Below are 12,364 nucleotides of genomic sequence, written 5' to 3'. Positions count from 1 at the left end.
TTACCAGCCGCGTTCGGCCAGGCGATGCGGCGCGGCGATCTCTTCCACGTTGATGCCGACCATCGGCTCGCCGAGCCCCCGCGACACCCGGGCCAACACGTCAGGATCGTCGTAGAACGTGGTCGCTTTGACGATGGCCGCGGCGCGCTGCGCGGGATCGCCGGATTTGAAGATGCCCGAACCCACGAACACCCCCTCGGCGCCGAGTTGCATCATCATCGCCGCGTCGGCGGGGGTGGCGATGCCGCCCGCGGTGAACAGTGTGACGGGGAGTTTGCCTGCGCGGGCCACCTCCACCACGAGGTCATAAGGGGCTTGCAATTCCTTTGCGGCGGTGTACAACTCGTCGTCGGACAGCGAGCCCAACCGCCGAATCTCGCCGGTGATCGCCCGCATGTGCGTGGTCGCGTTGGAGACGTCGCCGGTGCCGGCTTCGCCTTTGGAGCGGATCATCGCCGCGCCCTCGGTGATACGCCGCAGCGCTTCGCCGAGGTTGGTCGCGCCGCAGACGAACGGGACGGTGAACTTCCACTTGTCGATGTGGTGGGTGTAGTCGGCGGGGGTGAGCACCTCGGATTCGTCGACGTAGTCCACACCCAGGCTCTGCAGAATCTGGGCCTCGACGAAGTGGCCGATGCGGGCTTTGGCCATCACCGGGATGGTGACCGCGGCCATGATGCTTTCGATCATGTCGGGGTCGCTCATCCGCGATACGCCGCCTTGGGCGCGGATGTCGGCGGGAACCCGTTCCAGCGCCATCACCGCCACGGCGCCGGCGCCTTCGGCGATGCGGGCCTGCTCGGGGGTGACGACGTCCATGATGACGCCGCCCTTGAGCATCTCGGCCATACCGCGCTTGACCCGCGCCGTTCCGGTCTGCCCGCGGCCGTTCGACGAACCGGCGGTATCCACTGCGAATTCTCCTTTAGCTGGTTACTAAGCCAGTCTAGTGGCGGGTGTCCACCCACCCGCGAGCAGACGCAAAAGCCCCCGACACGCCGAGCGAAGAGGGGCTTTTGCGTCTGGTCGCGTAAACAATCCTCAGCGAATGGACTGCAGCGCAGGCCGCGGTTGCGCTGCCCGGCGGTCGGCCAGCGCGTTGGCATCGGCCAACAGCTCGGAGAGCTGCAGCGGGTAGACGGTCTCACCGGCACCGGCCAGCTCGGCGATATCCGCGGCGCTACACCAGCGCGCACAATGGATGTAGCGCCGCTCTAATTCGGTCCGGCTGGCGATGGCGGGCTCGAATCGGCGGGTGCGGTAGACGAAGAAGAACTCCTGGCTGTCGATCACCGAGCCGTTGAAGTCGAACACCGCGTCGCGCCGCCAGATCGGTCCGATCATCTCGGCCGGGTCTGCCCGCAGCCCAGTCTCCTCGGCCAGTTCCCGTGCGGCGGCCTGCGCCAACTGCTCGCCCGGCCGCACCTGGCCGCCCACGGTGAACCACCACCTCGGCGCGCTGCCGTCGGTGATCGCCGGGTCTGATCCGCATAACAGCAACACCGCGCCGTCCTCGTCGAGCAAGACGACCCGCGCCGACGTGCGCTGGCTGGACACGCCATAGGCGGCATGACCGATCGGGTGGGAGCGCTCGGCGATTTCGAAATACGTTGGCAGCGGCGCAGTTCCACCCAGTCGCAGCAGCCGGACCATGGCCCGCTCACGCAACGCCAACGTGTCCCGGACAGCGTCGTTGTGGAAGCGGCGGGCCAACAGCACCCGCGCTTCCGCGTCGGCGAGCTCGGCGACCAGCGCAGACGGCAGTGTGGCCGGGTCGACCATCGCCAGCGCGGCCGAGAGCTCGTTTTCGCACGCCTCCCGTGCATGCCGGGGCGCACGTTCGGCGGCATCGGCCAGCGCCGCCAACCGCTTACCTTCGGCCGCACCGCCGTACGCGTCGACCGCGATCGCGCGGGCCACCACCGCGCGGCGGGCCAACGCCGCATCCAGCGCCTGCCAGGACAGGTCATAGCGCACGTGCAAGCGGTCGAGCCGGTTGGCCGTCTGGTACACCCACCCCGCGAACAGCACCAGCACCGCGACCAGCACGGCGATCGCCACAGCGAGCCAGACCATCAGCTGGCCACCTGCACCTTTGTGCCCGAGCCGGCGACCGTCTCGTAGACCCGCATGATCTGGTTGGCCACCACCGACCAGTCGTACCGGCGCACCGCCTCTGCGCCGGCCGCGACGTAGCGTTCCCGCAAGACATCGTTGTGCAGCACCTGGGCCAGCGCGTCGGCCAGCGCGCCCGGATCGTCGACCGGCACCAGGCAGCCGGCCTCGCCATCGCGCAGCACCCTTCGGAACGCGTGCAGGTCACTGGCCACCACCGCGGTGCCGGCGGCCATCGCTTCGACCAAGACGATGCCGAAGCTCTCACCGCCGGTGTTGGGCGCGCAGTAGACGTCGGCGCTGCGCAACGCCGACGCCTTGTCGGCATCGTCGACCTGACCCAGGAAACGCAGGTATCCGGCGAATTCGCCTGCCTGGCTGCGTAATTCATCTTCGTCGCCGCGGCCGACGACTAGCAGCTGCACGTCCGGGAACTGCTGCACCAGCATCGGCAGTGCGCCGAGCAGCACGCTCATGCCCTTGCGGGGCTCGTCGTAGCGGCCCAAGAACAGCACGGTCTTGCCGGCCCGCGGATACCCGTCGAGCCGCGGCGCCGACGCGAAGGACGCCACGTCGACACCGTTGGGAATCTCCACCGCGTCAGAGCCGAGGGCTTCCATCTGCCAGCGCCGCGCCAGATCAGACACCGCGATGCGGCCCACGATCTTTTCATGCCAGGGCCGCAGCACCCCTTGGAACACCGACAGCGTCAGCGACTTGGTGGTCGAGGTGTGAAACGTCGCCACGATCGGGCCCTCGGCGACTCGCAGCGCCCACATCGACAGGCTGGGCGCGTTGGGCTCATGCAAGTGCAGCACGTCGAAGTTGCCGTCCGTCAGCCAGCGCCTGACCCTGCGGTGTACCGCCGGACTGAACTGCAGCCGGGCCACCGACCCGTTGTACGGAATCGGCACCGCCCTGCCCGCCGAGATCACGTAGTCGGGCAGCTTGACGTGCGATGACGACGGTGCCAGCACGCTCACCATGTGCCCGCGGGCGCGCATCACCTCGGCCAACTGCAACACATGCGACTGCACCCCGCCGGGAACGTCGAACGAGTACGGGCAAACCATGCCGATCCGCATCAGGCCGCCCCCAAACTGGCCCGACGCTCGTCGGACAGGTCGGCCAGCCACTGCGGCTGCAGCATGTGCCAGTCGGCGGGGTGGGCGGCGATGTTGTCCGCGAACCGGTCGGCCAGCGCCTGGGTGATGAGGTTGACGTCGCCGCCGGTGCAATCCAGCGCCGGATATATGTGGAAACCCCAGCCGTCGCGTTCGAACCAGCAGTGCACTGGCAGCAGGGCCGCACCGGTCTCGATCGCGAGCTTGGCCGGGCCCGCCGGCATCCGGGTCGGTTCGCCGAAGAAATCCACCTGGACCCCGGTGCGGGTGAGGTCGCGCTCGGCCATCAGGCACACCACCCTGTTGTCGGCCAGCCGTTCACAGAGCAGCTCGAATGGCGGGCGCCGGCCGCCGGACAAGGGCAGCACCTCGAAGCCGAGGCCTTCGCGGTAGTCGATGAACCGCCGGTACAGCGACTCGGGTTTGAGCCGCTCGGCGACGGTGGTGAAGGTGCCGTGGGTCTGCGCCAGCCACACCCCGGCCATATCCCAGTTCCCGCTGTGCGGCAGGGCGAGCACCGCTCCGCGGCCGGCAGCCAGCGCGGCACACAGATGCTCCTGGCCGCCGACCAATTCGTGAAGTTGGCCGGCCAGCGTGCGGTGGTCCATCGTCGGCAACCGAAACACCTCCCGCCAGTACCGGGCGTAGGAGGCCAGCGAGGCACGCATTAGCGTACCGGGCACGTCGGCCGGGGGCACCCCGATAACGCGGGCCAGGTTCTTGCGCAGCTGCTCCGGCCCGCCGTTGCGGGCCGCAACCAGCGCACCGGCGTCGAAGACGTTACGGGCGGCCAGTTCCGGCATGGCGCGCACCAGCCCCCAGCCCGCCGCATATCCCAGGTCCTTCATCCGGCCACCCAGCGGCAAGCGGCTGACGTCAGGCACTCTCAGACCCGCCGGGAGCGAGATCACGGTTCGCTCTTTTCCGGCTTCCCGTGCTCGTCCGGCGCGCCAAAGGGTTCCGCTGCGCCAGCGGAGTGCCGCACGGTGTGCAGCCGCTGGGCGCAGGTGATCATGCTGGCCACCGCCAGCACCCACATCGCCACCGGCAGGGCCCAATGCAGCGGGAACACAGGCAGATCCGACAGGCCGGCACCGACGAGCACAATGATCAGCCGCTCGGGTCGTTCGATGAAGCCGCCGTCACCGCGCAGCCCGCTGGCTTCGGCGCGGGCCTTGATGTAGGAGATCACCTGGGAGGTCACCAGGCAGATCATCGTGGCCACCACCAGCGACGGGCTCCGCATACCGAACGCCGCCCACCACAACAGCCCGCAGAACACCGCGCCGTCGCTGATGCGGTCGCAGGTGGCGTCCAGCACCGCGCCGAAGCGGCTGCCGCCGCCGCTTTCCCGGGCCATCGCCCCGTCGAGCATGTCGAACATGACGAAGAACCAGATCACGAGTGTGCCGACGAACAGCCGGCCGGTCGGAAACAGCGTCAGCGCGGCCAGCACCGCCGCTGCGGTGGCCATGATCGTGACGCTGTCCGCGGTGAGGCCGGCCCGCAGCATTGCCCGCGCCAGCGGTGTGGTGACGCGTGCGACGCCTTCCCGGGACAGCAGTTTGCTCACGGTTGTTTCGCCCACTCGGTGGCCAGCAGCCGGCGGGTGTCGCGCAACAGCTGCGGGATGACCTTGGAGTCGCCGATGATCGTGATGAAGTTCGCGTCGCCGCCCCAGCGCGGGACCACGTGCACGTGCAGGTGCTCGGCCAGCGACCCGCCCGCCGACGTCCCGAGGTTCACGCCGACGTTGAAGCCGTGCGGCCGCGACACCCCCTTGATGACGCGAATCGCCTTCTGGATGAAGGCCATCAGTTCAGCGCTTTCCTGCTCGGTGAGATCCTCCAGTTCGGATACCTGTCGATACGGCACCACCATCAAATGGCCGGGGTTGTACGGGTAGAGGTTCAACACCGCGTAGACCAGTTCGCCGCGCGCCACCACCAGCCCGTCTTCGTCGGGGAGCTGGGGGATGTCGGTGAACGGCTGGGCCGCGCTGGAATTGTCGCGCCGCAGCGGCGCCTCGGCCAGGTAGCTCATCCGGTAGGGGGTCCACAGTCGCTGCAGATGGTCGGCCTCGCCGACGCCCCGGTCGACGATCATGCGTTCCTCAGCAGCCGTGCGCTCCTCATCACTCACGGCCGCCCACTTTCACCAGATCAGCTGTGGGAGAAGCGTTCTCGCGGCTGGCGATCCATTCAACGATCGCGGCGACGGCCTCGTCGCGGGACACGCCGTTGATCTGGGTGCGGTCACCGAACCGGAAGCTCACCGCGCCGGCCTCGATGTCGCGGTCGCCCGCCAGCAACATGAACGGCGCCTTCTGGTTGGTGTGGTGGACGATCTTCTTGGCCATCCGGTCATCGCTGGTGTCGAGCTCGACCCGCACTCCGTGCGCCTTCAGTTGCGCGGCAACGTCTTCCAAGTAGGGCACATGGTGGTCGGCCACCGGGATGCCCACTACCTGCACCGGCGCCAGCCAAGCCGGGAACGCGCCGGCGTAGTGCTCGGTGAGGATTCCGAAGAACCGCTCGATCGACCCGAACAACGCACGGTGGATCATCACCGGCCGCTGCCGGGTGCCGTCGGCGGCGGTGTACTCCAGCTCGAAACGCTCCGGAAAGTTGAAGTCCAGCTGGATGGTCGACATCTGCCAACTGCGGCCCAGCGCGTCGCGGGCCTGCACCGAGATTTTCGGGCCGTAGAACGCCGCCCCGCCCGGGTCCGGCACCAGCTGCAGCTCCGACTCCCGGGCCACCTCGGCCAGCGTGGCGGTGGCTTCGTCCCAGACTTCCTCAGAGCCGACGAACTTCTCCGGGTCCTTCGTCGACAGCTCCAGGTAAAAGTCTTCTAGCCCATAGTCACCGAGCAGGTCGAGCACAAACCGCAACAGCGACGCCAGCTCGGCGCGCAGCTGCTCGCGGGTACAAAAGATGTGCGCGTCGTCCATGGTGAACCCGCGCGCCCTGGTCAACCCGTGCACGACCCCTGACTTCTCGTAGCGGTACACGGTGCCGAATTCGAAGAGCCGCAACGGAAGTTCGCGATAGGACCGCCCGCGCGACCGGTAGATCAGGCAGTGCATCGGGCAGTTCATCGGCTTGAGGTAGTAGTCCTGACCGGGCTTGCGCAGGCTGCCGTCGTCGTTGTATTCCGCGTCGAGCTGCATGGGCGGGAACATGCCGTCGGCGTACCAGTCCAGGTGACCTGAGGTGTGGAACAGCTGGGCCTTGGTGATGTGCGGGGTGTTGACGAATTCGTAGCCCGCCTCGATGTGTTTGCGCCGCGAATACTCCTCCAGCTCGCGCCGGATGATGCCCCCCTTGGGGTGGAAAACCACGAGGCCCGAACCGATTTCGTCGGGGAAGCTGAACAGGTCCAGCTCGGCGCCCAGCTTGCGGTGGTCGCGGCGTTGGGCCTCCTCGATGAGCTGCAGGTGACGGTCGAGCGCCTCCTGCGATTCCCACGCCGTGCCGTAGATGCGTTGCAGGCTGGGGTTGCTTTGATCGCCGCGCCAGTAGGCGGCCGAGCTGCGGGTGAGCTTGAACGCGGGGATGTACCGGGTGGTGGGAATGTGCGGGCCGCGACACAGGTCGCTCCAAACCTGTTCCCGGGTACGAGGATTGAGGTTGTCATAGGCGGTCAGCTCGTCGCCGCCCACTTCCATCACCGCCGGGTCGCCCGACTTGTCGTCGACGAGTTCCAGCTTGTACGGCTCGCCGGCTAGTTCGGCGCGGGCTTCTTCTTTGGATCGGTACACGCGCCGGGAAAACAGCTGCCCTTCCTTGACGATCTGGCGCATCCGCTTTTCCAGCGCCTCGAGGTCTTCCGGGGTGAACGGCTCCGGCACGTCGAAGTCGTAGTAGAAGCCGTCGGTGATCGGCGGCCCGATACCGAGTTTGGCTTGCGGGAACATGTCTTGCACGGCCTGGGCCAGCACGTGCGCACACGAGTGCCGGATGACGCTGCGCCCTTCGTCGGTGTTGGCCGCTATCGGGACGACGTCGGCGTCCTCGCCGGGCACCCAGCTCAAGTCGCGCAGCTTGCCGTCGGCGTCGCGCACCACCACGATTGCGTCGGGCGCACCGCGGCTCGGCAGCCCCGCGTCTCGGACCGCGGCGGCTGCACTGGTCCCAGCCGGAACCCGGATAGAGGCGCCATCGGCTCCCGGGGCGGGCTGTGCAGGGGCGCTCACGGCGTGTTCTCCAGAGGTTTTAGGGGTGTCGCAACGGTAGCGACCATGCTATCGGGGCGGCCGGCAGCGACGGCTCCAGCCTCACGGCTGGCCGGGCCTCAACAAGACGAACAATGCCTGCGCTTCGGTGAGTAATGTGTCGCCGTCGCGCAGGTTGCCCGACACAAAGATCTTGCGGCCGTCCACACGATCGATTCCGGCGTCGACCTGCAGCTGCTTCTCGATCGGCACGATGTTGCGGTAATCGATGTGCAGGTAGGCAGTGCGCTGATAGGGACCGCCGGTGAGCACCGCCGACGTCATACCCAGCACCGAGTCGAACAACAAGCCGAGGGCTCCACCGTGCACCGCGCCGTTGCGTCCCAAGTGGAATCGGCGAAACCGGGCCCAGCCGTGCAGCCTTCCGTCGTCGGTCTTGCTCATCGACAGCGGGACCGCCAACACGTTGCCGCGGTTGGGCAGATCCATCCGGCGGCCCGATGTCGATTGCCATTCGTCGGTGTCGAACGGGGCCAGCAGTTCGGACACCTTCTCGATCAGATCCGCGGCCTCGGTGATCACTTCGTCGGGTGCGTCGACCGCGCGGGCATGATCTTGCAGCGCGCGCACGGCGTCGATGAACCGGCCGTAGTCGGGCCCGCCCTTGGTCGTCGGTTCAGGCGGGTTGAATCCGCCGCCGGGATGGCGTGCCACCAGGACACCGTATTTCGTTACGCGTTCTGCTCGCCGATCGCGCCCAAAAACTCGACTTCCTCTTCGCTCAGCGAGATTTCGGCGGCGCGGACGTTCTCCTCCAGGTGCGCCACACTCGACGTCCCCGGAATCGGCAGCATCACCGGCGAGCGGTGCAGCAGCCAGGCCAACGCCATCTGCGCGGGCGTCGCGTCATGCTCGCCCGCCATCCGCGCCAGCGGGCCGTCGGGTGCGGCCAGCGGTCCAGCGGCCAGCGGGAACCACGGGATGAAGGCGATTCCCTGGTTGGTCGCCTCCTCCAGGACCGGTTCGGCGGCGCGGGCGGTGAGGTTGTACATGTTCTGCACCGACACGATCGGCATGACCTGTTGCGCGGCCGCCAGTTGGTCGACGGTGACCTCCGACAGGCCGACATGACGGATCTTGCCTTCCGTCTGCAGCTTGTTCAGCTCCACGATCTGGTCTTCGAGCGGAAACTTGTCGTCGATGCGGTGCAGCTGGAACAGGTCGATGGTTTCCACGCCGAGCCGTCGCAAGCTCATCTCACATTCCTGGCGCAGGTAAGCCGGAAATCCCATCGGGATCCACTCGTCGGGGCCGGTGCGCAGCAGGCCGGCCTTGGTGGCGATGACGAGACCGTCGTAGGGGTGCAGCGCCTCGCGGATGATCTCCTCGGAAAAGTAAGGGCCGTAGGAGTCGGCGGTGTCGATGAAGTTGACGCCGAGCTCCACGGCGCGACGCAGTACGCGGATGCATTCGTCGCGGTCGGCGGGCGGGCCCCACACGCCGGGACCAGTGAGGCGCATCGCGCCGAAACCGAGCCGGTTGACGGTTAACTCATCGCCCAAAGTGAGCGTGCCGGATGCTGCCGCCGGGTTTTTCGAGGTTTCTGTACTCACCTGGCCGACCGTACGCCTCCGCCGTTTGACCGCCAGCGCGGCATGGCAAGCTAGCGACGTGGACTTGCAAGCGCTGGCCGGCCTGCCGTTCACCTACCCCGAAGTGGGCGCGACGGCGGGCCCCATTCCCCCGGGATACGACCACCTCGGATTCGTCAGCCACATCGGCGCCGGCCAACAGCGGTTCGAGCAGGCCGCCGACGCTGTCATGCATTGGGGGATGCAGCGCGGTGCTGGTCTGCGGGTGCAAGCCAGCAGCGACGTGGTCACGGTCGGCGCCGTGGTCGTCGTCAAGCTCGCTTTACTGTCCGCGCCGTGCCGGGTTGTGTACGTGATCGAGGAACCGAACCTGCGCGGATTCGCATACGGCACGCTGCCCGGGCATCCCGAGTCGGGCGAGGAGCGGTTCGCCGTGCGCTACGACCCGGTGACCGCTGCGGTGTTCGCCGAGGTGTCGTCGTTCTCCCGGCCGGCGACGCAGTGGGGCAGAGCCCTCAAGCCATTGCTGGCGGTGGGCCAGCGGGTGATCGCCAAACGGTACCTGCGTGCGGTGTGACGAGCGGTCGAGCCCGCTCACGGTGCGACGGCGCGAACGAAAGCATCGGCGAAGATGTCGCAGCATTCCTCGACAGCGGGCAACGCGACCTGCGGCACGTTGGTCAGCCCTGGGCGCATCATGCAGTGCACCGAGATCGGACTGATCAGCTGTTGCACAAGCAGCGTGCGGGGCAGATCGCGAATGCGACCGGCGGCGACCTCGTCGTCGAGCCACCGGCCCAGATCGGCCAGCCTGCGCAGCGCACCGTGTTCAACCAGGACTTGTCCAGCCGATCCCGCTGGGCGGGCCAGTGCTTCGGCGAGCACCGCCGACAGCACCCGCGGTTCGCGAAGATAGACCGCTGCCAGCGAGCGGTAGACCCGGCGCACCCTGTCGTTCAGATCGGACGAGTCTCCCGAGATGACGTCGTCGAGATCAAGACTCGGGATGTAGCGCTCGTAGACGGCGTCCAGCAACGCGTCACGTCCTCCGAAAACGGCGTACAGACTGTGCACCGAGCAGTCGGCCTGTGCCGCTACCGCCTCGAACGTCGCGGCACTCACTCCCCGGGAACTGATGAGTGCGGCCGCGGCCTCGACGGCGCGCTGCCGTACTGGGGGCCGGCCGCCGGGATCCACGCCGAAGTCGCGCACCGCGTTGTCCAGTGCTCGCCGAGAACCGCCGAGCTGGCGCAGCAGCGTGCTGCGCGACACCCCGAGCGCATGCGCGATCACGGCAATCGGCACGTCGGCGACGTCTCTGCCGAGACGCTCGGCCGACGCGAGCGTGGCCTGGATGACGTCGGCCGGCACGGGCTGGCGATACCTACGGCGTGACACAGATATAGACCTACTTTGCAAACACGTTTCAAAAGTCACTAGACCGGTGACTCATTACTCCGTAAGGTTACCGCTGACCACGTTCACCGGCTCGCCATACGGGAGGCAAATGATGGCGTTGTCAATCGCCGCCGAAGCGCCCGCGCGCGGCGCCGGACTGGCTCAGGTCATCGGTCTGTCGATCGCCGCCATGGTGGTCGCCGCGGCGATGTTGTGGATCGGTTACGCGCACCGCAATCATCGGATCAGCTGGCTGACCCGCATCACCGACGCGTTCAGCCGCTGGTTCAAACGACCGCCGTGGGCCGCTGTGCAGATTCTGGTGTTCGTCAGCTCCATCATCTGCGCGCTGTTCGGATTTATCTGGGATGTCAGCTGGCACATCGGCAATGGCCGTGATCCCGGCCCCCTGGCCAACCCCGCGCACTACTTCATCGTCATCGGGTTGTTCGGCATTTTCCTGGCAGGCGTGTTGGCGATCGTGGTGCCGTTCGAAAAGCCCGGCCCGGCCGCCGTGCGCATCACGCGCACCTGGTACGCGCCTGTCGGCGGACTGCTTGTCGCCGGCTGCGGGCTCTACGCGCTGAGCGGTTTCCCGCTCGACGACATCTGGCACCGCATCTTCGGTCAAGACGTAACTCTTTGGGGCCCAACCCATTTAATGATGATCGGCGGTGCCTGCTTTTCGCTCTTCGCGTTGCTCCTGCTGGAGTACGAAGCTCGGCGAACCAGGCCCGACGACGCGCCAGCCGACGGGAAAGCGATCAAGTTCTGGCGGTACATGTCCTTCGCCGGATTGCTGATCGGGTTGTCGGTCTATCAGATTGAATACGACTTCGGCGTCGAGCAGTTCCGGCTGGTGCTGCAGCCCATGATGATCGCCGGGGCAGCAGCGCTGGCCCTGGTCGCCGCCCGCATCACGATGGGCCGCGGGGCGGCGATCGCCGCGGCCCTGTTGGCGGCCGCATTGCGGGGCGCCGTCGCCTTGCTTGTCGGTCCGATCTTCGGGCTGGTGGCACCCAAGTTCGGGGCGCCCACCAGCTGGTTCGCGCTGTATCTGGGCCCGGCGGTGGTGGTGGAGTTACTGGCTCTCACGTCGTTTTTCCGGCGTCCAATCCTGTTCGGCGCGATCGCCGGCCTCGGGGTGGGCACCGTCGGGCTGTGGCTGGAGTCGCTGTGGATCGACGCGGTGTACCACTACCCGTGGCCGGTGAGCATGTGGGGCGAAGCCCTGGCGATGGCGGTGCCGACGGCGGTGCTGACCGGCATCTGCGGGGCGCTGTTCGCCATGGTGCTCACCGGTCAGCGCCTGCCCGGCCGCGCGATCGGTATCGGTGTCGTGGCGGCCACGGTGCTGGTGATCGGCGCCGGCGTGGCGAACGGACTGCACATCCGGGTGCCGAGTCGAGACACCGCCACGATCAGTTTGACCGACTTGCCGAGCCCGCCCGGGCAGCGGCTGGTATCGGCCGACGTGCGGCTGAATCCCCGCAACATGATGAGCGGCGATCCAGAATGGGTGTCGATTCTGTCCTGGCAGGGCCGGATGGAGCATCATCGCGGGCTGGTGATCGATCGGCTCAAGCAGACCGGACCGGGGCACTATGTGTCGACGCAGCCTGTTCCGGTGTGGGGCTCGTGGAAAACCGTGCTGCGTGTCCAGGACGGCAGGACCATGACCGGGGTACCGATCTGGGCGCCTGCCGACGACGCGATTCCCGCGCCGGAGATTCCCGCCCAAGCGTCTAGCACCCGCCCCTTCGTGCTCGAGGTCAGCATCCTGCAGCGCGAACGCGACCCCAACGTGCCCGCCTGGTTGTTCACCGCCGGCAGCATCGTCGTGCTCACCTTCACCCTGATCGTCATCTCCGCACTTACCTGGGGCGCCGGCCGGATCAACGCCACCGAGAGCGCACCCACCCGGCCGGACCAGGTCGATGTACTGTCGAACTGATTGC

The 12,364-nt window shown here is 67.4% G+C and carries 12 protein-coding genes; 2 read left to right on the top strand and 10 right to left on the bottom strand.

The features are described 5' to 3' along the window. From pdxS to G6N15_RS17850, 9 genes are all read right to left on the bottom strand, one after another. Entirely contained in the window at positions 1-912 is a 912-nt protein-coding gene (pdxS, locus tag G6N15_RS17890) for a pyridoxal 5'-phosphate synthase lyase subunit PdxS (RefSeq protein WP_083085639.1), read from the bottom strand. 129 nt (positions 913-1,041) lie between these two features. Then, positions 1,042-2,076: an NUDIX hydrolase gene (locus G6N15_RS17885; protein WP_083085638.1), complete on the bottom strand. Its 1,035-nt coding sequence runs from the start codon at positions 2,074-2,076 to the stop codon at positions 1,042-1,044. Continuing rightward, the gene (locus G6N15_RS17880; RefSeq protein WP_083085637.1) at positions 2,076-3,200 is read right to left on the bottom strand and encodes a glycosyltransferase family 4 protein; all 1,125 of its coding nucleotides are present in this window, start codon (positions 3,198-3,200) and stop codon (positions 2,076-2,078) included. Before G6N15_RS17880 ends, G6N15_RS17885 begins: the two co-directional genes overlap by 1 nt. Beyond that, a complete protein-coding gene (locus tag G6N15_RS17875; protein ID WP_139797724.1) occupies positions 3,200-4,087 on the bottom strand; it encodes a phosphatidylinositol mannoside acyltransferase in 888 nt (295 codons plus the stop codon). Before G6N15_RS17875 ends, G6N15_RS17880 begins: the two co-directional genes overlap by 1 nt. A gap of 59 nt (positions 4,088-4,146) precedes the next feature. Continuing rightward, complete coding sequence (gene pgsA, locus G6N15_RS17870; protein ID WP_083085635.1) at positions 4,147-4,812, bottom strand: phosphatidylinositol phosphate synthase; 666 nt, start codon at positions 4,810-4,812, stop codon at positions 4,147-4,149. Then, complete coding sequence (locus G6N15_RS17865; protein ID WP_083085634.1) at positions 4,809-5,381, bottom strand: HIT family protein; 573 nt, start codon at positions 5,379-5,381, stop codon at positions 4,809-4,811. Before G6N15_RS17865 ends, pgsA begins: the two co-directional genes overlap by 4 nt. Continuing rightward, complete coding sequence (gene thrS, locus G6N15_RS17860) at positions 5,374-7,437, bottom strand: threonine--tRNA ligase (RefSeq protein WP_083085633.1); 2,064 nt, start codon at positions 7,435-7,437, stop codon at positions 5,374-5,376. Before thrS ends, G6N15_RS17865 begins: the two co-directional genes overlap by 8 nt. Positions 7,438-7,518: 81 nt before the next feature. Next, positions 7,519-8,133, bottom strand: coding sequence for a PaaI family thioesterase (locus tag G6N15_RS17855; protein WP_083085631.1), 615 nt, complete (start codon positions 8,131-8,133; stop codon positions 7,519-7,521). A 14-nt stretch (positions 8,134-8,147) separates the two neighbouring features. Then, complete coding sequence (locus G6N15_RS17850) at positions 8,148-9,029, bottom strand: aldo/keto reductase (protein WP_083085629.1); 882 nt, start codon at positions 9,027-9,029, stop codon at positions 8,148-8,150. A gap of 58 nt (positions 9,030-9,087) precedes the next feature. On the opposite strand from G6N15_RS17850, the gene G6N15_RS17845 reads away from it, so the two are divergent. Next, complete coding sequence (locus G6N15_RS17845) at positions 9,088-9,585, top strand: DUF1990 domain-containing protein (RefSeq protein WP_083085627.1); 498 nt, start codon at positions 9,088-9,090, stop codon at positions 9,583-9,585. A gap of 17 nt (positions 9,586-9,602) precedes the next feature. On the opposite strand, the gene G6N15_RS17840 is transcribed toward G6N15_RS17845, so the two are convergent. Next, on the bottom strand, positions 9,603-10,379 hold the full coding sequence (locus G6N15_RS17840) for a TetR/AcrR family transcriptional regulator (protein WP_163748138.1): 777 nt from the start codon (positions 10,377-10,379) through the stop codon (positions 9,603-9,605). A 136-nt stretch (positions 10,380-10,515) separates the two neighbouring features. Here G6N15_RS17840 and G6N15_RS17835 point away from each other — a divergent pair, with 136 nt between their 5' ends. Beyond that, on the top strand, positions 10,516-12,360 hold the full coding sequence (locus G6N15_RS17835; protein ID WP_083085625.1) for a hypothetical protein: 1,845 nt from the start codon (positions 10,516-10,518) through the stop codon (positions 12,358-12,360). Positions 12,361-12,364 lie beyond the last annotated feature (4 nt).

This window comes from Mycobacterium noviomagense (assembly GCF_010731635.1).
GTDB classification, from domain to species: Bacteria; Actinomycetota; Actinomycetes; order Mycobacteriales; family Mycobacteriaceae; genus Mycobacterium; species Mycobacterium noviomagense.
Note: the sequence above shows the minus strand (reverse complement) of the source record. Positions and strands in the feature narration are given on the sequence as shown.

What these genes read in the sequence shown, in the direction of transcription:
- G6N15_RS17835 (WP_083085625.1), top strand. Translation starts at nt 10,516, where the DNA reads ATGATGGCGTTGTCAATCGCCGCCGAAGCGCCCGCGCGCGGCGCCGGA.
- G6N15_RS17875 (WP_139797724.1), bottom strand. Translation starts at nt 4,087, where the DNA reads ATGAAGGACCTGGGATATGCGGCGGGCTGGGGGCTGGTGCGCGCCATG.
- G6N15_RS17885 (WP_083085638.1), bottom strand. Translation starts at nt 2,076, where the DNA reads ATGGTCTGGCTCGCTGTGGCGATCGCCGTGCTGGTCGCGGTGCTGGTG.
- G6N15_RS17880 (WP_083085637.1), bottom strand. Translation starts at nt 3,200, where the DNA reads ATGCGGATCGGCATGGTTTGCCCGTACTCGTTCGACGTTCCCGGCGGG.